The organism is Melioribacteraceae bacterium (assembly GCA_035362835.1).
Classification (GTDB): Bacteria; Bacteroidota; Ignavibacteria; order Ignavibacteriales; family Melioribacteraceae; genus DSXH01.
The window spans coordinates 1,121,688-1,145,151 of the sequence record DAOSDY010000001.1; the positions used below are offsets into that span (position 1 = coordinate 1,121,688).

Consider the following 23,464-nt stretch of genomic DNA (forward strand, 5'->3'; position numbering starts at 1 on the left):
TATTATTTTCTATAATTCATAGGATAGGCCAAAAGAAATGTAATGAAATAATGCGAAGTTATATACTTCCTCATTATCTGCGCCTCCCTCAAGAATTCGGTACCCGGCTTTAAAAGTGATTTTTTCTAACAAATTATATGATGCGGCCAAAAGAATATCAAACGCTCTTCCTTGTTTGGCCGCAAGTCCATCGCCTTCAAAGAGCAGACCGAAATCGTCTCCGATATGCCATAATAGCCTGAAATTAATAATCGGGACAAACCCGACATTAGTTTTCTCTGCAGAAATATTTTGAGATGATAAAGCAATTCTTGCGTCTCTAATTTTAGCTGTAAACCCCAATCCAAATTCCAGATCGGGATTCTGAACAAAATCGTAGCGGTAGGTCAATCGATAGGAATTAAATTTATATGAACCGCTTAAATCTCTATTGGCCTGAAATACCTTGCCGGCAAAGTTAACATCTTTATTCAACTGTCCTTCCGATTTTATTGTTAGTGGGGCGTAAAGCAGAGATAAAGTATGGGCGGAGCTAAAAGTGTAATTAAGTTTAATTCTATAAAAAATATCCGCGTCGGGTTTTAAATCGGTTTGCAACGAGATAAACGTACCCTGATTGCCCGGAATGCGTACATCGTTATAACCGGTGCTTACTTGTCCGGTTTCAAAATCAACGCTCACCTGTGCATGCATAGAAATGCTGATAAATAGAATTAATGATACGGCCAGCAGGATTCTTTTTTTCATTTTAGATAGATCCATATTTATTTTCAACAATTGCTTTAATGGTAAAATCAAAGTACGAATCAATAAAGTTTTATAAAATCGATTTCTGAATAAAAGGCACCTTCCTGTTTCTCTCCTATTAGGATTGAGATTTCTTTTATCTTATCTAAAGGAATTTTCGAATCAGAAAAAATTTCTCTTCCAAAATAATAAAGCGAAAAACTATCAAAAGGGATTTTCAAGGTGATCCACTCCTCTTTTACGGTTTGGAAATTTGCAGTATAAAAAGAGCCGGTAAAATATGATGTTTCTTTCATGGACACGCTATAAATCTTACCATCTCCTTTAATTCGTATTTCAATTCCGGTGTATTCAACAAAATTGTAATTTTTAATGGGGCTTCTCAAAGAGGCGAATCCGCCGTTATTATCAAGAGAGACGCTTCCGTTAAAAATAATTTTTCCTTCATCTGTAACTCCAGCTTTTGAAGAACTTAATCCTCCCATTACGCCGTCGTTAACAATTCGCCATTTTTCATTGCTTTTCATAATGGAAGAATTCAGAAGTGTTTCAGAATCGGATTGAGCGGAAATGGTCAACATCAATACCGAAAACATATTTAATAAAATGATCATTCTGTTTTATATCCCCTGTAACTGGTTAAATTTCTTGCCATTCCATCAAACACGAAATAATGAAACGGCAGAACAGAATACCAATACAATCTTCCAAGTAAACCTTTCGGGCGGAAGGTTGCGGTTTGACGAAGATAGTTTTTATCATTCCGATTGAATATTCTAAACTCTAGCCATGCCTCGCCCGGCAATTTCATTTCGGCATAGAGTAGAAGCCGCTTGCTTTTTTTATCCGCATCGAGGACGCGCCAGAAATCGAGAGTATCGCCGGGATTAATTGCGAAAGCATTTGTTCTTCCCCTTCTTAATCCTACACCCCCGAAAATTTTATCGATAAAACCGCGCAGCCCCCAGAGCCAGTTGCCGTAATACCAGCCCCGATCCCCTCCGATGGACCAGATATTATTAAGAACGGTTTCGGTACTCCCGGCTATTTCAACCTCTCTTTTATCAATAAAGCATCCGTGTTCCGGAACGTTAATGTGTCCGAGCAGCGATGTTTCCCCGGAACTTGAAACCAGTGAATCCTTCCAGCTCGATATAACCGAATTCCCCTCAATTTTTTGAAAAGCAAGTTTAATTGCATCTTTATAAGAAATCATATTCAGGTTCAACATTTTTACCAGGGAATCGTCCTTTGCAATAATTTCAATTTTCATGCTGTTAACAAGATTGACTGCAAGCTTGTATGATGTTGCTGTTACAAAGTAGAGCCAGTATGAAGAGAGCCGCGGTGTCATAACCGGAACGGAGAAAATTATTCTTTTAAGCCCCCTTACTTCGGCAAATTGAAGAAGCATCTCTTTGTAGGAAAGGATGTCCGGACCTCCGATATCGAAATCTTCACCGAATGTTTTTTCATTGAGTAAAACCCCGGTAAGGGATTCAATCACGTTTCGGATTGCAACGGGCTGATGTTTTGTCTTAAGCCATTTAGGCGCGATCATAACCGGAAGTTTTTCAACAAGGTCTCTAATTATTTCGAATGAAGCGCTTCCGCTCCCTACTATAATTCCGGCTTTTATAGTTGTTACGGGAATGACGCCTTGTTTTAAAATCGACTCAACATTTTTTCTTGAGCTTAAATGACGCGATAATTTATTTTCGTTTGTAATTCCGCTTAAGTAGATAATCTGTTTTGCGGAAGTTGCGCTTATCATATTCGTAAAATTTTCAGCTGATGCGGCTTCAAGTTTTTCAAAATCACTTATTCCGGAGCTCATCGAATGAATCAGGTAATATGCCGCATCAATGTCCCTATATTCATCGGGAAGCGGGACCGGTTTCAGGAAATCAACCTCATACAGTTTAACGGATTTACCCGCAAATATGCCCTCGGCAGGGAATCTGTTTTTATCCCTTACACAGCAGATAACTTCATGTCCCTTCTCAATAAGAGACGGGAGAAGCCGTTTTCCAATATATCCGGTTGCGCCGGTTAGTAAAATCTTCATACTGTTTAATTAAATTCTACTTAATTACTTATCAATGGCAATTCTATTGTAAGAACAATTCGGCGCCCGGACCGAGCGGTAATCCGAAAGCAAACCAGACAACAAACAATAGAGTCCACACTATAAAAAATGAAATTGTATACGGAAGCATAGTTGCTATAAGAGTTCCAATACCCGCTTTTTCATCGTACTTATTAATGAACGCAATAATCAGCGCGAAGTATGACATCATCGGTGCGATTATATTTGTAACGCTGTCGCCCACGCGGTAAGCCGCCTGAACAAGCTCCGGCGAATAACCGAGAAGCATAAACATCGGTACAAAGATGGGGGCCATTATTGCCCATTTAGCCGAAGCGCTTCCTATAAAAAGATTTAAGAACGCTGTAATGATTATAAACAAAATCATAAGAGGAATCGGACCGAGACCCGAAGCTTTTAAAGCCATCGCTCCTTCAACTGCCAGAATCTGACCGAGATTAGTCCAATTGAAAAACGCAACGAACTGAGCGGCAAAGAAAACAAGCACTATATATGAGCCGAGAGTCTCCATCGATTTGCTCATTCCCTTAACTACATCGTTATCGGACTTAATCGTTTTTGCACCTATTCCGTAAGCGAGTCCGGCAACAACTCCGCCGAGAAATATGAATGCGACAATGCCGCTTAAGAAAGGGGATTTCAAAATGCTACCGGTTTCGGGATCGCGCAGGAATCCGTTCTCCGGAATTATTCCAAACAGAATAATGGCCATAAAAACCGTAACAGCAACCGATGCATAGATCAAACCTTTTTTCTCATCGGCCGATAACGGTTTAATTTCCTCCGCTTTAACATTCCCCTTGTATTCTCCCAGCCGGGGAATAATAATTTTTTCGGTTATCCAGGTTCCAACGGCTGCAATAAAAAAGGTAGATACAAAAAGGAAATAATAGTTCGCCGCCGCGTTTACTTCGTAGGATTTATCGATAATATGTGCCGCCTCCTGGGTAAGTCCGGCAAGGAGCGGATCGATTGTTCCAAGCAGAAGGTTTGCGCTGTAGCCGCCGGATACACCGGCAAACGCCGCTGCCAGCCCGGCAATTGGGTGTCTTCCGACAGCAAGAAAGATCATTGCAGAGAGCGGTACAAGAAGAACATAACCAATTTCACTCGCAGTGTTAGACATAATGCCGGCAAAGACTACAACGAATGTTAAAAGTTTCTTTGGCGCTTTTATTACGATAAGCCGGAGAGACGTTCCGATCAGTCCGCTATGTTCAGCAACCGCAATTCCGAGGAGGGAAACGAGGACGGTTCCCAGCGGAGCGAATGATGTGAAGTTAGTTATCAGGCTTGTAATTATTCTATGCAATCCTTCAACGGAAAGGAGACTTACCGGACGGATCTCTCTGTTAGAACCGGGCAGGGTTACAGAAAAGTCGAACTGAGATACGATCCACGAGAGAATAATTACACCGAAAGCAAAGAGTGCAAAAAGGGTGGTCGGATTAGGAAGTTTGTTCCCAACCTTTTCTATCTTACCTAAAAAAGATTCCATAAAATTTTTCTTCACAACAGGTTGCCTTTCGCTTGATTTATCAATTGGTTCTTTTTGTTAGCTTTTCTTCCATTCTGATAATCTGTTCCTTTAACAGCTTTATGTCGTTTCTCAACTCCTCGTTTTCGTCCTGAATAATTGTTTCTATCTTATCAACCTTTTCACTTGCTACTTTCTGCTGAACTTCACTCATCGTATTAACAACAATTGCGATAAAAATATTAAGCGTTGTGTAGGAGGCTAGAAGTATAAAGAGTATGAAATAAATATTTGCGAGCGGGTAAACGCTCATTATATCCCTTGATATTTCAGCCCATCCTTCCAGAGTCATAATTTGAAAAAGTGTAAACATTGAAGCTCCCAGCGTTCCGAACCACGTAGGAAATTCTGAACTGAACAGCTTTGTACCAATTACAGCAAAAACATAAAACACCAGCGCAAGCAGAACAAAAATCCATAATAAACTTGGAAGCGAATGAAACAGGGACTCAACAATAAACCTGAGTTTAGGAACATTTTTTATTAAACGAAGCGACCTGAATATTCTTAACGACCTTAGAACTGCGAGCGAGCCGGAGGCCGGCAGAAGCGCAACGGCAACAATTGAAAAATCAAAAATATTCCATCCGTTCCGGAAAAAAGAAAAGCCGTACGCATAAAGTTTTAAAACTATCTCAACAACAAACACCGCCAGAATTATTTTGTCGATAAGCAGCAGTGTGCTGCCGAAGGAAGACATAATATTTTCAGAGGTTTCAAAACCGATTGTAATGGAATTGAAGATTATCAGACCAATAATGAAATTCTGAAATCCGGTGCTTTCGCACAACTGTTTGATTTTTTCCCTTGTCATAATCCTTTTGCTTTTATAAGAATAATAATGCTGGTGTCAATCCGGGTTTATTTAATCCGGGCGATTATTTGTTCGCACTTATCCCAGAGTTCTTTTTCTCTTGCGGAATGATTGAAGGCACAGACTTCCTCTTTTCTTTCCTTAAAGAATCCGCCGTTGCTGCCGTTTATGTTCTCTGCCGAGGTAAGCCATACAATAGTGTCTGCTCCCTGCTGGATTGTTTTTCCTTCAATCCAGCCGACAATTTTAAGAAGAATCTTTCCGATAAAACCCTGATTCCTGAAAAGGTCGGTGGTTGGTATAAAACCGGGTGTCATAGAGTAAACCCGGACATTATCATTCTCCAGTATCCGGGCCCATTCGCGCGTCAGCATTCTGTTGGCCTGTTTGGACTGTTTGTATGCTGAAGTTGCATTGTAATTTCTTCTATCATAACTAACATCGTCAGCATCCAGTCCGCCTGCAAAATGCGAAGCAACATTAATAATTCTTGACGGCGAGCCTTTCTTAAGAAGATCAACTAAAAGTTTTGTGAGGAGCTGATGGCCCAATACATTTACAGAAAAAGTCATTTCCTCTTTGAATCCGCTTAATACTTTATCCCCGCTCCACAAACCGGCATTGTTTATTAATACATCGAGCTTTGATTCATTCTTTTTGAACGTTTCAGCAAATTTTCGAATAGATTCGGGAGAGGCGAGATCAAGTTCTTCAACAAATACACTTTCGTTTTCGGTTTCTCTAACAATTTCATCTTTTGCTTCATTTAAAGAATTTACAGAGCGGCCTGCCATATAGATTCTTGCGCCGAGCTTTGCTAGTTCTCCGGCCGCTTCTTTACCGATTCCTCCGTTGGAACCTGTAATTATGATAACCTTATCCTTCATTATGATCCATTGTTTAATTAAATATTAACACAGGAGGGAATTAATTCGTTCCTTCCGGCAATGAAGAGTCAGTTTTAAAAACGGCTGTTACGAACAGGTTTTGTCGGGCTATCTGTTCGTTATCAGAAATGCCAGATATCCAAGGTAGAGAAGTACAAGCAAAACTCCCTGCCATCTTTCGAGGACATGCTTTTTACCGACGTACATCGCAAAGAAGAGTATTACGCTCGCAAGAATATTTACCAGAATGTCCGCGTTGGAATCTGTATTGAAGGGTAAGGGTTTTATAATTGAACTGGCCCCGAGAATCCAGAAGACGTTAAATATATTTGAACCGACTACATTACCGATGGCAATGTCTGATTGTTTCTTGTATGCAGCAACCGCCGAAGTTGCCAACTCGGGGAGTGAAGTACCAACCGCAACGACCGTTAGACCGACAATGGACTGGCTGATATTAAACGATTCGGCAATAGTAACAGCGCCCTCTACAATCCATTTACCACCGAAGACCAGCCCGGTTAATCCAATTAAAATATATAGTCCTGCTCTCATAAAACTCAAATCTTTAATCGGCTTTTCGTTTATATCATCATCTGATTTTGTTATACTGAGCGTGTAATAAAGAAATATCAGGAAGAATCCGAGAAAAACAAGTCCGTCTATTCTAGTTATTACAGAGCTGGAATTACCGTCTATTATTATATCGTTGGCAGTAACTGCTACTATTAGCGCGGCAAGCAGGCTGAATGGAATTTCTTTTAGAACAGTATTCTTCTTGGCTGAAATCGGATATATTATTGCCGCAATACCGAGTATCAAAAGTATGTTTGCGATATTGCTTCCAAGAACATTGCCAATAGCAATCTCGGTATTGCCGTTTATGGAAGCGAAGATATTGACAATAAATTCCGGGGCCGACGTGCCGAAAGCAACTATAGTCAACCCGATTACGATATTGGATATATTCAGCTTCCTCGCAATTGAAGAGGAGCCGTCAACTAGAAGATCCGCTCCTTTAATCAAAATGAAAAAGCCCACAACAAAAAGAATATATGTTAACATAGTCACCGTTTTTTTATTAGCAAAGCTATTAAAGAAAAAGAATATACTGCAAAAAAGTTCAACATTTTATTATCCGGCGGCAGAACATCGATTACGTCTTATTCTGATTCATTTGGTAATATTCCCAAAAGAAATTCAGTTTCAATCATTAATAAGGTTAAACAAAAACTTTATATTTGGGCAGGAATTATTTATTTAACAACGGGAATCGTAAAGATGATGCAGACAATACTTGGCGGCGGAGGCGGCGCCGGAACTGAACTGGCCGGACAATTAATCAAATACACAGACCGTATCCGTATAGTTAACAGAAATCCGAAGAAGGTAAACGCAAGCGATCAGGTTATAAAAGCCGATTTATCGGATCCGAATAATCTTGATGAGGTTGTAAAAGGTTCGGAGGTTGTCTATGTTACAATCGGATTTGAATATAAAACCTCCGTCTGGAAAGAGAAATGGCCAAAGTTCATGAGGTCTCTTATCGAATCCTGCAGAAAACACGGATCCAGAATAGTCTTTGTTGATAATATTTATATGTACGATCCGGAATACCTTTCCGATATGACTGAAGAAACACCCGTAAAACCGGTTAGCCAAAAGGGGAAAGTCCGTGCGGAAATCGCTTCAATGCTTATCAATTCGGTTGAGAGGGGGGAAGTAAGCGCGCTGATTGCGCGGAGTGCGGATTTCTACGGACCGGGGGTTGCCGGAAGCTATCTTACACAAACGGTTTTGAACAATCTGATTAAAGATAAAAATCCGCAATGGCTCGGAAAGACAGATGTAATTCATAATTTTGCATACAGCCGCGATATCGGTATATCCCTTGCAATTCTGGGCAACACACCCGACGCATTCAACCAGATATGGCATTTGCCGGCAGCAGAGGAGAAAATGACTTCTCGTCAATGGATTGAGTTGATGATGAAAGCGATGAATAAAGAGAAAAAGATAAATTCTATTCCGACTTTTATGATGGGACCGATCGGTTTGTTTATTCCTGTACTCAAGGAATTAAAAGATGTTTCATACCAGCTTGATAACGATTACTTTTTAAACAGCGGCAAATTTAACGGGCGTTTCAATTTTAAGCCTACGGATCCGGAAACGGGGATACGGGAAATGGTTTCAAAAGGAATTTCAAATGAAAAATAAAAAAACGGTTACTGTCTTAGTTATTCTGATCGTTCTTGCATCAATAACCGCAACAACAGCAGGAATTTTTTCCGGCGGCGGGCCGGGACAGTATGAATACGAATCAATTCGCGGCGAAAAGATCACCATCTACGGGAAAGGGTTATATCAGCATATGTCCGCCGATGTAGCAATCCAGGGGATCGCTCAGGATTATATAACGCTCTTTGCGGGCATACCTCTGCTTATAATTTCTCTTCTCGTTTCCAGAAAAAATTCTCTCCGCGGTAAATTAATACTTGCCGGTACACTCGGGTACTTTCTTATTACTTATCTTTTCTACCTTGCAATGGCAATGTACAACACGATGTTTTTAGTATATGTTTTTCTTCTCGGCACAACTTTCTTTGCATTTCTTCTTACGGTTTTCTCAATTCACGAAAGCGGGATTGTGCGGTTCATCAAATCGGAAAGGCTGGTAAGGAATGCGGGAATCTTTCTGATTATTAATGCGGTCATGATTGCATTGCTCTGGCTCGGAGTTGTTATTCCTCCTCTGGCCGGCGGAACAATAATCCCCGGACAGGTTCAGCATTACACAACTCTGATAGTTCAGGGATTCGATCTGGGCCTTCTCCTTCCAGCAGCGTTTGTCGCCGGCTGGTCGGCTATAAGAGGTAATCATCTCGGTTATTTATTTACTATTATTTATCTAATCTTTTTATCGCTGCTGATGACAGCGCTCGTTTCAAAAATACTTTTTATGGCCTCTGCGGGTGCTGAAGTTATTCCGGTAATTTTTATAATGCCGTCAATTGCTGTGATCTCAATAATTTTTTCAACAATCCTATTGAGAAATATCCGGAAATAATAGAAAAGCCGGGACTATTACTTCTGGACAGCGGTGTCTTTATAAATTAGGTTTATAAGATTATTAGTTGTATGTTTACATCCGTGGTGGCAGTAGTTTTAGAAGTTGATGTAGAAGTAGACGTAAATCATGTCGAACCCTTCAGTAAGTTTTAAAGCCCTGTCCTATAAAAATCAATCTACAAACAAATTACAAAGGAGCATCTGTTATGGCAGAGCGCAAACAAGGATCAGTAAAATGGTTCAACAGTACAAAAGGTTTTGGTTTCATTTCTCAGGAAGGCGGAGATGATGTATTCGTACATTATCAGTCAATCATTGGCGAAGGTTACAAATCCTTAAACGAAAATGATAAAGTTGAATTCACTGTTAACCAGGGTCCTAAAGGGCTTCAGGCAGCTGAAGTAAAAGTAATTCGCTAAGAATCGATAATTCTGTTAGTGATAATAAAGCCCCGCAATAGCGGGGCTTTTTGTTTTACCCCCCCCCAAAAAAATCAGAGGTAAAAGAAACACGAAAAAATTTTGAGAAAATCAAAGATTTTTCTTGACAATAAGCTATCAACATGATATCATTCCGATAGCAAAATAAATGGGGTTGAAAAAATGGAAACAATTACAGAAAAAACAGGAAAAAAACTGAACGGTTTCTTAATGCTTTTTGTAGTAATCGCGGGATTCATCTTTGAAGCTTACCTGCTCGTCCAGGGAATTAAAACCGAGGAGGCCTGGATCCTATGGATTTTCATACCGCTTCTTTTCATACTCTTCATTTTTTTCGGCGGATTTACAATAATTCAGCCGAACGACTCGCGTGTACTTATCCTTTTCGGAAAGTATATTGGAACAATCCGGGATTCCGGATTCTACTGGGTCAATCCGTTTACAGAAAAGAAAAAAGTGTCTCTCCGGATTCACAATTTTAACAGCGAAAAAATTAAAGTGAACGACCTTCACGGAAATCCGATAGAGATAGCCGCGGTAATTGTCTGGCGCGTTGTAGATTCTGCGCGTGCGATGTTCGATGTTCAGAACTACGAAGAGTTCGTCGCAATCCAGAGCGAGACCGCGGTAAGAGGACTCGCTTCCGATTACGCATACGATGCCTCCGAAGATGAAAAACATTCTTTAAGGGGAAACACCCAGGAGATCTCCGAGGAATTGAAGAAGCAGGTTCAAACCCGTCTTCAGATTGCAGGAGTTGAAATTATTGAATCGAGAATAAGTCACCTTGCATACGCGCCGGAAATTGCGCAGGCAATGTTAAGGCGTCAGCAGGCGCAGGCCGTTGTAGCCGCAAGAACTAAAATTGTTGAGGGCGCCGTAGGAATGGTCGAAATGGCGTTGAAAGCTTTAAGTGAACAGCGTATAGTTGTTCTTGACGAAGATAAGAAAGCAACTATGGTGAATAATTTATTGGTTGCGCTGGTTTCGGAAACTCAAGCACAGCCGGTTATTAATACCGGAACTCTTTATCAATAAAATGTTTTGATGCGTAATGGAAGACGGAAAAAGATTGTCGGATTATGTCGGTAAATCCCTTCTGCTGGTACAGCCGGAATTCTTCAGGAGGGATTACCAGCTTAAAGACGGGGTTGAGATTGTTGCGTCAATTACACACCCCAAATGGTACCGGTCCAATTTCATCGTTGAATGGGGAAAAATGAAATGGGAGGTTTATAAGCCGAGTATCTGGAAAAGCCTGCTTGAGATAAAAGAAATAAACAAACAACTCCCGTTCGCTTCCTATACCAGGAAAGGATTTAAATCCGGAGGAACAATCAATCTTCCGATGGGTCAGAAACTCAACCTGGTATTTAAAACTTTCAAGGGCTCTTACGAAATTCAAAATATGAACGGCGAGTGCCTGGTTCTTATTAAAGATAAATTTTCATTGAAAGATAAAACTGAATTCACCATACAGCAGCGATCCGAACTTATCGATAAATATCCGTGGGTCATTCTGGTTGCATGGTATATATCGGCACAGAGAAGGAATCACTCTGTCGCCGCAGCAAGTTAAAAAACATTATGGCCGAAAAGAAAAAATTTCTACTGAGAATTGACGACGCCCTTTACGCCGCTCTTGAAAAATGGGCGGCCGACGATTTCAGAAGCATCAACGCACAGATTGAATTTCTGCTGAAGGATGCTCTCAAAAAATCGGGAAGGCTGAATAACAATTCTCAGAGTACTCAAATCAACGGACAGAATCCCCCGGGGGAAAATAAATAGGGAGAGAAAATGAAAAAGATTTCATTGTTAATTCTTTTAATTGTTTTTGCAGGATCAATCACCGCTCAGCAGACTGAAAAACAGTTTAGCAGTTTGTGGGAGGGGAATTTAAAAATCGGGGGTGTTTCTCTCCGACTTGTATTGAAAGTTTCCGCCGGTGATGACGGAAAATTAAATGCCTATTTAGACAGCCCGGATCAGAATGTAGAGAACATTCCTGTCAGTTCGATAACAATAAATGAGGACAGTCTTAAATTCGAGGTCACTGCGATAATGGGAAAATACACGGGAAGATTAGAGAAAGACAGTATCGTTGCTGTCGGCGTATGGAACCAGGGGCCTATGTCGCTTCCGTTGAATCTCAAAAAGGTTGAAGCGCTCACAGAGGTAAAGCGGCCGCAGACTCCTCAGAAACCGTTCCCGTATAATGAGGAAGAAGTTGTATTCGAAAACAAATCTGCCGGCATTAAGCTGGCCGGAACATTTACTTATCCGGAAACGGCGGGGCCTTTTCCCGCAGTTGTTCTTGTAACCGGATCCGGGGCTCAGGACAGGGACGAAACAATTTTTAAGCACAAGCCCTTTATGGTAATTGCAGATCATCTTTCGAGAAACGGCATTGCAGTATTGCGCTTCGACGACCGGGGATTCGGTAAATCAACAGGAAATTTTTTGGTGGCTACATCTGCGGATTTCGCAACGGATGCTCTCGCGGCTGTTGAGTATCTTAAAACAAGAAAAGAGATCGATCCTTTAAAAATCGGGATTGCCGGACACAGCGAGGGAGGAATGATCGCGCCGATGGCGTCTTCGTCTTCCGATGATGTCGCGTTCATAATTCTTCTTGCCGGACCCGGTATGAAAGGGAGCGATCTTCTGGCTCTTCAGACCGAATTAATTTTGCGAGCAAACGGTGTCGCTGAGAAAGAGATAGAAACCTCTGTGGCAGACAACAGAGCCGCGTATAATATTGTGGCCGAACAGTCCGATAGCGCGCTTGCTTATAAGGAGCTGGAAAAATTGTTTGATGACAGGATGGCAGCTCTGCCCGAAGAAGAAAGAAACAAACCGGAGAACAGCCGCTCCAATTTTGAGCAGACTGCTCGGACTCTTTTAAGTCCCTGGTTCCGGTTTTTCCTCCGGTTCGATCCGAAAGAATATCTTGAGAGCGTACAGATTCCTGTGCTTGCGTTGAACGGCGAGAAAGATCTTCAGGTTCCACCGAAAGAAAATCTCGGCGGAATAGAGGAGGCGTTTAAAAACGGCGGGAATAAAAATTACAAGCTCGTTGAATTACCCGGGCTTAACCATCTCTTTCAAAAAGCAGTTACCGGGTCACCAAACGAATACGGAACTATTGAAGAAACATTTTCAACGGAAGCTCTCGAAATAATCTCCGTCTGGATAAAAGAAACAACAAAATAATTTTAAATCTTTCGGTGTCAGCCGCTGTTCGCTGCGGCGGCTGATCTGTTTCATTAAATAAATCTTCCCTCATCATACCCGATCTTTATCAAATCGATCTTAGACATTTGCGAATTCCCGAGATGGTGACGTGTATCCGCAAGTTCGATATGCTTTGCCGGCGGGTTCAACGGCCGGTCGTCTCCGAAATATTCTTTCCTCTTTGCTTCTAAGATTTTCAATCCTACGGCGTCGCACGCTACCGGATCAATACCCACTATTAGTCCGTAGTAATTCCAGACATACTCCTTGCTGAAACCGTGCGGACCAACATTATGGAATTGAGGCGTAAGCATTACAAGAATATTTAAACGGGTCTTATCTTTTACAATCGGAAGATTCCAGATAGCCGCCAGGTCGGCACAGGAATCGCCATGCCAGTCGGATGGTTTCTCTACAAACATTATATAATTCTTTACCAGGCTGCCGACACCGGACCAGTAGTGGGTGCGCATCGGCCTTGAATTAATAAGCGCGGTTGACTTCTGAAATACAGGATCCTTGAGAACCCCGCGGTCTTTTATGCTTATGTTTTCGCCGGTTACTCCCTGTTCCATTACTTTTTTCATGATCAGGTTTTCGAGTTCTACCGGGGTGCGGAGGTAATTCCACACATTAGTTTTGATTCCAACAACATCTTCGGGTTTAATGATCTTTTTCCACGCGGTTTTACTCTCCTTTGTTTCAAAGAGAATTTTCATCGATTCATCGAGCATCTTTTCAAGTACTTCGATATTAATTTTGCCCGATTCATCGAGAACGCTCTTATCTCGTATAAGAACAACGCGTGATTTCACTGACTGACCGAATATTTTTTCCGGATACTCGAATAATAAACTTCCGGCAACTGCGGCAAGAGTACCGGTTTTAATAAATTCGCGGCGTGTTAAATTCTTCCCGGACATTTTAATTCTCCACTTATCAATTTATTGTTTACAGATTGTTTCTGCTCTTTCAATTAGATCAGCCGCATAATTTTTTGATGACGAATTGAAAACTCCTATTAAAAACCCTTTTACGGTTTTAACTCCGGTCCAGAAACCTTCTTTAAGTTCATTTATTTCATCCGGCTTCAATGAATTATTATAACCCGAAATAAATTTCTTCAATGCATTCTCCGCGTCTCCGGTTTCGGGATACATGATAATCAGAAAGATGGCGTTATCATTTCCCTGTTTGTATTGTGCCAGAATACCGTGAGTTTTCTGATCGATGTTTAGAATGTTGTCGTTCGATATAAACGTATGTGAGTTGATCCAGTTGTAATGGCGGAAGTACCTGATGCTTTCCTTTAGAAGATCTTCCTGCGGAAGGAAATCAAGTACTGGGGGGAAGTCGCCGTTGTCAGCTATCGCTTCATCAATTTTCCCCGCGAGTCTATAAATCGCCTCTTTCGACTCCGGGGTTTCGGGATGCGAAAGAATGGACACATAAAAATTCGCTTTCCAGAAGATGATAGCGCCTTCCGCGCTCTGTGACTGCTGCCCGAACTCTTTATCGTGTTTTCCGACTGAGTGAGTGAAAACGCCGTAGGCGTCGTACGAACTATTCATATAGAAAATATCGAGAATGATATCGGGCTGGTTGCTGCGTGAATAGATTCTGTTGAAAACATGCGTAAATCCGAAACTTAAAAACATCTCCGCCGAACCGTCGATATAATCGTAGAGAGATTCGTTATCGAATCGTCTGTCGTTCTCCTCCGCCTTCCACCCCATAATTTCTGATGGAATGGCGTATGCGGGATCGGATTTTGCTTGTGCGGATAGATTCTGCGTAAGAATCAAAATAAATATCCCGACAACGTATTTGTTCAAGTTAATTCCGGTCTATTTGCGCCTGTTCATTAAAAGAATAATTTATTTATTCATCATCATCTGCATATCCCGGACTACGGCTTCAACCTTTATTCTGCCGGAGTTTTTAAATATTAAAGTTGCCTCGCCCTTGTCGCCCGTTTTTAGATCCTTCTTCAGCTTAATAAGCATCACATGGAGATCCCGGGGCTTGAATTTAACGCTGCTCTTCGGCGGAACAACAACAAACTTAACTTTCCGCATACCCATCATATCGTTTTCTCTTTTGAAAGTTTCATGAACCTCAACAACTTCGGAGAGGTTGGACTCCGCGCTCAAGAGCGTATCTGATTTGTCCGAATTATTTACTACTTCGAAGAAGAGCGCGGTGTTCGAGCCGGAAGCGGCTACACGTATCCACGCATCATTAATAACCAGATCAGATTTATTTTTCCCGGCGTTCTGGGCCAGGAGAGGCACGGCAAATAAAAACAACAAAATTCTGCTCTTCATTTTGAATCTCCTTTTACAGAATTAATTAGCAATCGATTTTATGTCGTCAACTATTTCATCAACACTGATGGCGCTGCCGGTATAATTTTTTCTGATTTTCCCTTCACCGTCGATCAGCTGTATGCGGTCTGTATGAATATAATAATACGAAACCTTGCCGGACGGAAAGACTGTTGAATCACCCGGCACGGCCAGGACCCCAACCTGCTTCATAAGCTTATCGATATCCGGTTTAGCTCCTGTTAGAAACGTCCAATTGCTCAAATCGAGATTCCGGATACGTGCAAAATTTTTGAGTACCTCGGGGGTATCGTTATCGGGATCGAAACTGACGGAAACAAACTGAACGCCTTCAACTTCATCCTTATTCAATCGTTCCTGAATTAGCCGCATATTGTTGGTGGTAAGCGGACAAATATCCGGGCAGTTGGTAAAAATATAACCCGCAACAACAATTTTATTTTTGACAAATGCGGGAAAGTTTCTTTCGCTTCCTTCCTGATCAATCAAATTATAACTAGAGTTTCCGAGGTCTTCAATTACCTCGAAATTTTTAGCGCACGAAGTGATTAACGTGAGGAGAAGAGCCCACGAAAAGAAGAATTCTTTTTTCATAATTATGATCCGGATATTTACGGGATTTTAATTCCGGCTGTAAATTAATCAATTTAATATTCTTTTATTGTGCAAATTAATTTCTGTCGATATTTTTGATTATAGAAAAAAAACAGGACGGGCAACTTGAAAAAATACCGGATTTTATTGATCTGTTTATTCATCTCTTTTAATCTCGCCGCGCAGAACAGTATTAGAGTTATGACCTGGAATATTCATGACTACACACCCTACAATCCTACTCCGACAGATCCGGGGAGAGTTGATTTTAACAATCCCGGTTTGAAAGCAGTCATAGACGAAATGAAGCCCGATGTACTTGTCTGTCAGGAAGTACGCGATCAGGCATCGGTTGATCAGCTCCTTAAATATGTTCTCGAATACAAATACATTGCCGCAGAATTTATTCCATCAACACAGATGAACAGCGTTCTATTCTACAAAGAATCAATCTTTACATCTCTTGGAAATATTGTTCACCAGGCCGAGACGCGCCCGATAAACGAATTCCCGCTGATCTACGAACCAACGGGTGATACACTTATAATTTTTTCGGTGCATCTTAAAGCTAACGATATTAATTCAGCAAATAATAACTTTGATAATAAACAGAAGCGTGCATCACAAGTTCAGGTGTTCAGGAACAGAACGGCTAATCTCCCGGCAAATAAAAATTTTGTGATACTTGGTGATTTCAATACTCTTAACGGTTCAGAAACTGCCTTTCAGATGCTTATTGATCAAAGCAGCAAGGGATATGTGCTCGACCCCCAGAATTCGGTCGGCGAGTGGGAACGTAATCCGGCTTATGCACATACACACACAATGTACGCGAACAATCTAAACGTACGTTTCGATATGATACTTATCTCGCAATCATTGCGGGATCCCGGAGGTGTTGATTACGGCTATGTACCGTATCCGATAGTTGCAAACGACGGGCAGCATTATGGCAAAGCGGTTAATGCCCCGCCAACAAATCTGTTAGGGCAGAGCCTGGCCGATGCAGCAGTCTCTGCATCCGATCATCTTCCGGTATTTGCAGATATTCTCTTCGGAGTTCCTTCGACTGTAGACGAATCCGGCATCCCGGTTCAATTCGATCTGAGGCAGAATTATCCGAATCCTTTTAATCCCTCAACAACAATTCATTATAGAATAGAATCCCCGGGCCATGTAACGTTAAAAGTATATGACTTTATCGGCAGGGAGGTTGCAACTCTGGTAGATCAATTTCAATTACCGGGAATTTATAATTCAAACTTCTCCTCCGGTGATCTTGGTCTAACGTCGGGAATTTATTTTTATAGAATCGTCTGTGGAAATTTCAGTTCAACAAAAAAGATGATACTGATTAAATAGATAGGGAAGAAATTAATAGGAGTTGATTTTTGTCCCGAATCTAATCAAATTACATCCGGCTGTAAATTACCGCGAATACTATTCCTCCTATTAACTGAGAAAGAGATTAATTTTAATAAACGGAGTGCGTATGAAAAAGATATGCGTTCTCCTGTGTCTCTTCTCATTCCTATCCACCTCAACAGCCCAGATCAATAAGTCGCTTGATCTTCTCGATAATATGCGTGCAATTCATATCGGCGGGAACTGGGGCAGAAATCCGGTCGGAATTGCCCAGCAGCCCGAAGAGTATTACAAATTCCTGCGGGATATAAGCGTAAACTGGATTGCCATAAGCGTAGGCCTTCACATAAGCAACAGCATGGATGCAACCGTTGAAAAAGTATACGACAATGTTCCGGTTCCGACTTTTCGCGATTCACAGCTGAAGGATGCGATCCGGTTTTTCAAGGAACACAATCTAAATGTAATGCTGACGCTGGCAATCGAAACGCAGGAGGCCGAGCAGTCAAATATGCCGGTACACCGCTGGCAACTGGGAGACCCCAACATCCCGGGCTCCGATCCAAGCATAAAAGCCGAAAACTGGCCATGGTCTCTTAATCACCCGCAGCACGCATCATTCACCAATTCCTGGTGGAGCAGTTATATAAATGAGGCTGTCTATTTTGCCAAGATAGCCGAACGGGAAGGTGTTAAAATGTTTAATGTTGGAACGGAGACAGACCGTTTATTCAGAACGCGTTCGGGCGGTGTGGGATCAAATAATTTCAAAGATTATATTAAAGTACTTGTCGATTCAGTAAGAAAATATTTTTCGGGATTCATTACATACGACCTTCACTTCGGCGTTCTTGAGAATCCGGGGTTTTTCGGACCCGGATCCGATAATCTTTGGGAGGACGCCGGATTCGACGTTGTTGGAGTAAGCGCATATTTCAAATTGGTCAATCAGCAGCCTAATAGGGTGCTCGGCGTTTATGAGCTGGAGGCAGGCTGGAATAATATTTATACAAACTACCTTATACCTCTAGGAAACAGGAATCCGGGAAAGAAAATTATCTTTCTGGAATTCGGTTATACAGACGCGCTCGGGTCGCCTTTCAATGCTGTTGCCGATGAGTTCGTTAATAAGGTGTTGATTGACGGTAACGGTAATGGAAAAGATGACGGGGAGGAACAGCAATCCAATATCCTCGAAGCGTTTTACAAAGTAAATGACGTGCGGAACCGTTTGATCTGCGGAACATTCCTCTGGGGGAATGATATCTCGAGCGATATCGACTGGGGAAATTCTTTCGGAAGAATGAGAACAACCTCTATAAGGAACAAGCAATCCCGGTATGCCGTTGCAGAGAGATACATTGCATATACTCCTCTGCCGGGAATTCCGGCTCCGGCGGAACCGGCAAACGGAACACAAGATCTGCCGGCTAATATAGAATTGAAATGGCAGCACGGATCGGATGCGTCTTTGTATGATATTCGCGTCTCCGAGAATCAGGATTTTAACAGAATTGATTATCAGCTACAGAATGTTGTAATCAATAAAGCTCCGCTTAACGGATTACTGGCAGGCAAAACATATTTCTGGCAGGTGAAATCCAAAAACTCCAAAGGTGAGAGCGGCTGGTCCCAGTCATATACTTTTCAGACCGCGCCCGCCGTCGGAATAACTGAAAACGAAATGCCCGCCGAAACTATTCTGTATCAGAACTATCCCAATCCTTTTAATCCTTCTACAACTATCCAGTACCGGTTAAAAGAAACATCATTTGTAACAATAAAGGTTTTAGATCTACCCGGCAGGGAAGTAGCGGTCCTGGTTAACGAGAATTGTCCGCCGGGATTTTATCAAATCCATTTTAGCGGAAGCGGATTAGCAAGCGGTGTTTATATCTACACAATTTCCGCAAACGGAATTGTTCAAACAAAGAAGATGCTCTTAGCAAAATAATCTGCTTACTAGCCCGGTTAATTAATCGGGTTAGTGTTTATTCTCTTCATTATCTTTACCGCATGGAAAAATCAGATTTGGTTTTACTTCCGGGGCTCAAACAGCAGATCCGCTTCCTGATACAAAAATCGGATGTTAAACAATTTCAGAATACTCTTGTTATCGGATCCGGCAGTGAGGCAACCGCATTAAAGATTGCCGGAAAGTTCGGATGCGGCGTTGAAATAATTGTTCAGGATTACGAATCGCTTATCAACTCCAAATACCTTCTCGTCAATTCTTCCGGAATTGAAGTTAAGATGATGAGTTTCGATTCCACGGATTACGAAGCGAACCGGTTCGACCTCGTCTACGCGCAGGCATCGATCTCGCTAACAAACCGGAACAAAATAGTTAAAGAGATTGGAAGGATATTGAAGCCGGGAGGTTTGCTTTGCGCCGGCGAGATAGTATCTCTGGTTAAGGACGTTCCCCGATTCGTAAAAGATATTTACGATTCATCAGACCTTCTCCCGCTTAACATCGACGGTATTGAAAACTACTATACCGGAAGAGGATATTCGCTTTTAGGAAAAGCTGACCTTTCGAGCTCGCTTAAAGAATATTACTCGATGTCGAGATCCGCCTTCGAAGAGATTTCGGACCGGTTAGATAAAGGCGAGCAGAGTTATTACAAGAAGATTATCAACAGAATCAAACACGAATCGAATGCTTACCTTAAACTCGGCGGAGATAAATTTATCGGTTTCGTTGCATTATTATTAAAGAAGGAAAAGAATTGAAAAAAGGGGATCTGCTTGAACTAGATATAACCGGATATGCTTTTGAAGGGAAGGGCGTTGCAAAGATCATCAAGGAGGTTCACACTCTCAACGAGGAGCCGAAGAGGTTTGTTGTTTTTGTAACCGGTTCATACCCCGGGGATAAAGTGCTTGCCCAGGTTGGAAAGATTAGAAAGTCGTACGCCGAGGCGCGCATTAAAGAAATTATTATTCCTTCGCCGTTCAGAACCAACCCGCGATGCGGATATTTTGGAGTCTGCGGCGGATGCCAGCAGCAGAATTTAAAGTACGAACAGCAGCTTCAATATAAGGAAGCGCAGGTAAAGGAGATATTTGAGAGGATAGGAGGAATAACTGGATTCGAGTTTATGCCGATAATTCCCGGTGACAGGGAATACTTCTACCGCAATAAGATGGAATACTCGTTCGCCCGAAGGAGATGGCTCTCCGAAGAGGAGATCGGTTCGATGCAGGAAATAGCCGATAAAGAATTTGCCCTCGGCCTCCATATACCCGGGATGTACGATAAAGTACTCGATATAAATGAGTGTTTTCTGCAATCGGAGTTGAGTAACCGGATTTTGAATTTTACAAGGTTTTTCTTTAAAAGCCGGTCGATTTTGGTCTATTCTACACAAAATCATGACGGTTTTTTACGAAATCTGGTAATCCGTCAATCAGAGAAAACTGATGATCTAATGGTGAATCTTGTAACCGCACAAGAGAATGAACGATTGTTCACAGAATATAAAGAAGAATTGCTTTCCCAATTCCCCGAGATAACGACGGTAATAAACAATATCAATCTTAAAAAATCCCAGGTGGCCACAGGAGATTACGAGATCGTGTTCCATGGCTCCGGTTATATCCACGATATGATAGGGAGTTGGAAGTTCAGGATAAGTGCCAATTCTTTCTTTCAGACAAACACTTTGCAGGCGGAGAAGCTATACCAGACCGCAAAAGAGTTTGCTTCTTTCCGCGGGAATGAAGTTGTTTATGATCTCTACTCGGGTGCCGGCACAATCCCGATATTCATCTCGGGAAACGTTAAAGAGATCTACGGATTTGAAAGCGTTAAACCGGCGATAGACGATGCCAAGATAAACATCGGCATAAACGGGATTAAAAACTTTGAGCCGATACTGGCGGACCTGAATAAATCTTTCCTTCCGGTTGTAGACCAGATGAATCTTCCGAAACCTGATCTGATAATTGCCGATCCGCCGAGAAGCGGAATGAATCCAAAAACTGTGAGCGACATTCTATTATTAAAACCGGATAAGATCGTTTATATCAGCTGCAATCCCGCAACGCAGGCGCGAGATATTAAACTTTTAAGCGAAGGTGGATATAGACTGGAAAGAGTTTGTCCCGTTGATATGTTTCCGCATACATATCATATAGAAAATGTGGCTCTTCTTAAAAAAGTATGAGTCCGGAGAAGCACATCTCCGAACCCATTACTGATTAGCAATTATTTCCCGTCAACTTTCGGTAGGTTGAATTGTTTGGAAAGTTTTCCAACTGATTCAAGATCAATTTTCCCGACGATATTAACGAATGATGCTTTCCCTTTTCCGTCAAGCGCTGTTATTACAAGCCCCGCAAAACCGCCTTCTGAAGCCGGCTTAACATAGACGTTTGCGGAACTGTTTTTACTGCGGGTTTTAACGATACGGGTCCACTTCTGATTTAGAAGATCGGAGTCCATCGACTCTATCATTTTACCCGCTTTTTCAAGATCATTTTCGCCGACCATAAATTCCTGAACCCGAACCAATTTCAATGCGGCAATCATATTTCCGATGCCCTCTTCATCGTCGTCGGTCATCCCTGCAACCATTTTAAGTAATGGCTCCTCCAGATATACTTCGGTAAGCATCTCTCCGCTCTTAAGAGCTGAAAGCTGGCTGAAGTCGAAGAATCCCTGTTCTTTTTTGATATCGGTTTGCTGAGCAAAGAGAGCCTGTATGCCCAGTAAAAGTATCGGAACAATAAATTTGATCGATTTCATTTTATTTCTCCTTTATTAATGAGTTTACAATATCAATTCCCCGGCGGATCGGCGATGCAACCCGGTCAGACAGAATTTCCTTTTTAAGCGTCTGTTCAGTCTGACTCATAATACTTCCGATAAGCTGAAGGGCATAGCGTGCCTGTTTATCTGCGGCCAAGATTTCCTGCCGTGTAAAAGTTCTTTCCTCCGGCCTGTTAAATATGATTGCGGTCGCGACCACAGTTATAAAAATTAATGTTGTGAGCGCAGATGCAAATGGCTTGTTAATAATAATTGCCGCCAGATCCGAAAGAAATGCTTGATCTTTCATGCGGACCGGAATATTTCTCTTCTTAAGCCGGTTTAAAACTTCATCGGGACATGATTCCTCCCCGAGGGAACGTACAGTTTTGGCGGTTTCCCTGTACATTTTGAGTTCCAATTTTATCTCCGGATTCGAAATCGAACCGAAGAAAACAATCAGCCGGTCGGTCAATGCGGCATCACCATACGCTACCGAAATTATTCTTCTCTTCATTCTGCCGCTTATATCAGACGACTTCATTCGTTTCATAATGCTTCAGTTCCTCTTGTAATTTTTTTCTTGCTCTCATTAAATAGACTTTAACGGTATTGACCGGCATTTCAAGCGAATCGCTTATCTCGCGATACTTAAGGCCGTTTATTTCATACAGAACAAAAATGCTCCTAAGGTTTTCAGGTAAGCGTTCAATCGACTCTTTAACTTTCGACATCATTAAATTCACATGCGTACTCAAAAGCGGATTGTTAGAGTCCGAATCAATTGAAAAACTATTCTCAAATTCGCTGTCGATTTCATACTCCCTTTTAAACGCGATGGCTCTCTTCCGCAGGTAATCAATACAGAGATTATTGGTTGTCTTCATTATCCAGGTCTTTGCGGCAAATAGATTAAAACGGTCCATATTCTCCCAGATCCGGATCATAACCTCCTGGGTTACGTCGTCTGCGTCCATTCTGTTTTTCAGCATATATTTTGAATAGGAATAAATCTTATTTTTATACTGCTGAATCAGGAAACGATATCTCTGTTGCTTAAGCATTTTTTTTACCATATTAAAGACGAATCAAAACAAATAATTGTTACAATTACTTCCCGTTTCTCCTTGCAATAATAGATAAGAATAAATAGAGAAAGGAAACAAAATGTCCGACGTAAAAAACGATACAGGCACAATAGGATGGCTCGACCTTACGGTTGAGAATGCCGTTGAAATAAAAAATTTTTATTCGGCAGTCACAGGCTGGAAATACGAACAGGTTTCAATGGGGGATTATAATGACTTCAGTATGGTCAGTCCGGGAAGCGGCACGTCCGTTGCCGGAATCTGCCACAAGAGGGGCGGCAACGCAGAGATCCCCTCGCAATGGTTGATCTATATAATAGTTGAGGACCTTGAAAAGAGTATAGACAGCTGCAATTCTCTAGGGGGATCGGTAATTCTAGGACCGAAGACGAGCGGGGATTACGGAAAATACTGCATTATACGCGATCCCGCCGGTGCGGTTGCGGCCCTGTTCGAAAAGAAGAAGTAG

The 23,464-nt window shown here is 41.8% G+C and carries 26 protein-coding genes; 12 read left to right on the forward strand and 14 right to left on the reverse strand.

Annotated elements, in window-relative coordinates; all coding sequences use genetic code 11:
- Nucleotides 1–9: 9 nt before the first annotated feature.
- From PLZ15_04725 to PLZ15_04755, 7 genes are all read right to left on the reverse strand, one after another.
- Entirely contained in the window at nt 10–747 is a 738-nt protein-coding gene (locus PLZ15_04725) for a hypothetical protein (protein HOI29045.1), read from the reverse strand.
- A 59-nt stretch (nt 748–806) separates the two neighbouring features.
- Entirely contained in the window at nt 807–1,361 is a 555-nt protein-coding gene (locus PLZ15_04730; protein ID HOI29046.1) for a CIA30 family protein, read from the reverse strand.
- Nucleotides 1,358–2,815: an SDR family oxidoreductase gene (locus PLZ15_04735; protein ID HOI29047.1), complete on the reverse strand. Its 1,458-nt coding sequence runs from the start codon at nt 2,813–2,815 to the stop codon at nt 1,358–1,360. Before PLZ15_04735 ends, PLZ15_04730 begins: the two co-directional genes overlap by 4 nt.
- A gap of 43 nt (nt 2,816–2,858) precedes the next feature.
- Nucleotides 2,859–4,355, reverse strand: a complete 1,497-nt coding sequence (locus PLZ15_04740; GenBank protein HOI29048.1) for an AbgT family transporter — start codon at nt 4,353–4,355, stop codon at nt 2,859–2,861.
- A 40-nt stretch (nt 4,356–4,395) separates the two neighbouring features.
- A complete protein-coding gene (locus tag PLZ15_04745) occupies nt 4,396–5,208 on the reverse strand; it encodes an ion transporter (protein ID HOI29049.1) in 813 nt (270 codons plus the stop codon).
- A gap of 47 nt (nt 5,209–5,255) precedes the next feature.
- Entirely contained in the window at nt 5,256–6,095 is an 840-nt protein-coding gene (locus PLZ15_04750) for an SDR family NAD(P)-dependent oxidoreductase (protein ID HOI29050.1), read from the reverse strand.
- 108 nt (nt 6,096–6,203) lie between these two features.
- The gene (locus tag PLZ15_04755; GenBank protein HOI29051.1) at nt 6,204–7,160 is read right to left on the reverse strand and encodes a calcium/sodium antiporter; all 957 of its coding nucleotides are present in this window, start codon (nt 7,158–7,160) and stop codon (nt 6,204–6,206) included.
- Nucleotides 7,161–7,376: 216 nt separating this feature from the next.
- Here PLZ15_04755 and PLZ15_04760 point away from each other — a divergent pair, with 216 nt between their 5' ends.
- From PLZ15_04760 to PLZ15_04790, 7 genes are all read left to right on the forward strand, one after another.
- Nucleotides 7,377–8,315: an NAD(P)H-binding protein gene (locus PLZ15_04760; GenBank protein ID HOI29052.1), complete on the forward strand. Its 939-nt coding sequence runs from the start codon at nt 7,377–7,379 to the stop codon at nt 8,313–8,315.
- Nucleotides 8,305–9,165, forward strand: a complete 861-nt coding sequence (locus tag PLZ15_04765) for a hypothetical protein (GenBank protein ID HOI29053.1) — start codon at nt 8,305–8,307, stop codon at nt 9,163–9,165. The genes PLZ15_04760 and PLZ15_04765 overlap by 11 nt, the downstream gene beginning before the upstream one ends.
- 208 nt (nt 9,166–9,373) lie before the next feature.
- Nucleotides 9,374–9,586 (forward strand): cold-shock protein, encoded by a 213-nt coding sequence (locus PLZ15_04770; protein HOI29054.1) that lies wholly within the window; start codon nt 9,374–9,376, stop codon nt 9,584–9,586.
- Between the two features lie 183 nt (nt 9,587–9,769).
- Nucleotides 9,770–10,645 (forward strand): SPFH domain-containing protein, encoded by an 876-nt coding sequence (locus PLZ15_04775; GenBank protein HOI29055.1) that lies wholly within the window; start codon nt 9,770–9,772, stop codon nt 10,643–10,645.
- A gap of 16 nt (nt 10,646–10,661) precedes the next feature.
- The gene (locus PLZ15_04780) at nt 10,662–11,186 is read left to right on the forward strand and encodes a hypothetical protein (GenBank protein ID HOI29056.1); all 525 of its coding nucleotides are present in this window, start codon (nt 10,662–10,664) and stop codon (nt 11,184–11,186) included.
- Nucleotides 11,187–11,194: 8 nt separating this feature from the next.
- On the forward strand, nt 11,195–11,398 hold the full coding sequence (locus PLZ15_04785) for a hypothetical protein (protein HOI29057.1): 204 nt from the start codon (nt 11,195–11,197) through the stop codon (nt 11,396–11,398).
- Between the two features lie 9 nt (nt 11,399–11,407).
- Complete coding sequence (locus PLZ15_04790; protein ID HOI29058.1) at nt 11,408–12,823, forward strand: alpha/beta hydrolase; 1,416 nt, start codon at nt 11,408–11,410, stop codon at nt 12,821–12,823.
- Nucleotides 12,824–12,876: 53 nt separating this feature from the next.
- Here the strand turns inward: PLZ15_04790 and PLZ15_04795 are convergent, their stop codons facing one another.
- The 4 genes from PLZ15_04795 to PLZ15_04810 are packed head-to-tail and all read right to left on the reverse strand — an operon-like array spanning nt 12,877 to nt 15,786.
- Nucleotides 12,877–13,767 carry a hypothetical protein gene (locus PLZ15_04795; GenBank protein ID HOI29059.1) on the reverse strand — a complete coding sequence of 297 codons (891 nt, stop codon included), beginning with the start codon at nt 13,765–13,767 and terminating at the stop codon, nt 12,877–12,879.
- A gap of 21 nt (nt 13,768–13,788) precedes the next feature.
- Nucleotides 13,789–14,679: a hypothetical protein gene (locus tag PLZ15_04800; protein HOI29060.1), complete on the reverse strand. Its 891-nt coding sequence runs from the start codon at nt 14,677–14,679 to the stop codon at nt 13,789–13,791.
- Between the two features lie 42 nt (nt 14,680–14,721).
- Nucleotides 14,722–15,171, reverse strand: coding sequence for a copper chaperone PCu(A)C (locus PLZ15_04805; GenBank protein HOI29061.1), 450 nt, complete (start codon nt 15,169–15,171; stop codon nt 14,722–14,724).
- A 21-nt stretch (nt 15,172–15,192) separates the two neighbouring features.
- Complete coding sequence (locus PLZ15_04810) at nt 15,193–15,786, reverse strand: SCO family protein (GenBank protein HOI29062.1); 594 nt, start codon at nt 15,784–15,786, stop codon at nt 15,193–15,195.
- A 126-nt stretch (nt 15,787–15,912) separates the two neighbouring features.
- Here PLZ15_04810 and PLZ15_04815 point away from each other — a divergent pair, with 126 nt between their 5' ends.
- From PLZ15_04815 to rlmD, 4 genes are all read left to right on the forward strand, one after another.
- The gene (locus tag PLZ15_04815; GenBank protein ID HOI29063.1) at nt 15,913–17,148 is read left to right on the forward strand and encodes a T9SS type A sorting domain-containing protein; all 1,236 of its coding nucleotides are present in this window, start codon (nt 15,913–15,915) and stop codon (nt 17,146–17,148) included.
- 130 nt (nt 17,149–17,278) lie between these two features.
- Nucleotides 17,279–19,105 (forward strand): T9SS type A sorting domain-containing protein, encoded by a 1,827-nt coding sequence (locus PLZ15_04820; GenBank protein ID HOI29064.1) that lies wholly within the window; start codon nt 17,279–17,281, stop codon nt 19,103–19,105.
- 77 nt (nt 19,106–19,182) lie between these two features.
- Entirely contained in the window at nt 19,183–19,887 is a 705-nt protein-coding gene (locus PLZ15_04825; protein HOI29065.1) for a methyltransferase domain-containing protein, read from the forward strand.
- Nucleotides 19,884–21,323 (forward strand): 23S rRNA (uracil(1939)-C(5))-methyltransferase RlmD, encoded by a 1,440-nt coding sequence (gene rlmD, locus PLZ15_04830; protein HOI29066.1) that lies wholly within the window; start codon nt 19,884–19,886, stop codon nt 21,321–21,323. Before PLZ15_04825 ends, rlmD begins: the two co-directional genes overlap by 4 nt.
- A 41-nt stretch (nt 21,324–21,364) precedes the next feature.
- Here the strand turns inward: rlmD and PLZ15_04835 are convergent, their stop codons facing one another.
- The 3 genes from PLZ15_04835 to PLZ15_04845 are packed head-to-tail and all read right to left on the reverse strand — an operon-like array spanning nt 21,365 to nt 22,971.
- Nucleotides 21,365–21,904, reverse strand: coding sequence for a DUF4252 domain-containing protein (locus tag PLZ15_04835; GenBank protein ID HOI29067.1), 540 nt, complete (start codon nt 21,902–21,904; stop codon nt 21,365–21,367).
- A gap of 1 nt (nt 21,905) precedes the next feature.
- Nucleotides 21,906–22,460: a hypothetical protein gene (locus PLZ15_04840; protein HOI29068.1), complete on the reverse strand. Its 555-nt coding sequence runs from the start codon at nt 22,458–22,460 to the stop codon at nt 21,906–21,908.
- The gene (locus tag PLZ15_04845) at nt 22,438–22,971 is read right to left on the reverse strand and encodes an RNA polymerase sigma factor (GenBank protein ID HOI29069.1); all 534 of its coding nucleotides are present in this window, start codon (nt 22,969–22,971) and stop codon (nt 22,438–22,440) included. Before PLZ15_04845 ends, PLZ15_04840 begins: the two co-directional genes overlap by 23 nt.
- Nucleotides 22,972–23,074: 103 nt before the next feature.
- On the opposite strand from PLZ15_04845, the gene PLZ15_04850 reads away from it, so the two are divergent.
- The gene (locus PLZ15_04850) at nt 23,075–23,464 is read left to right on the forward strand and encodes a VOC family protein (GenBank protein ID HOI29070.1); all 390 of its coding nucleotides are present in this window, start codon (nt 23,075–23,077) and stop codon (nt 23,462–23,464) included.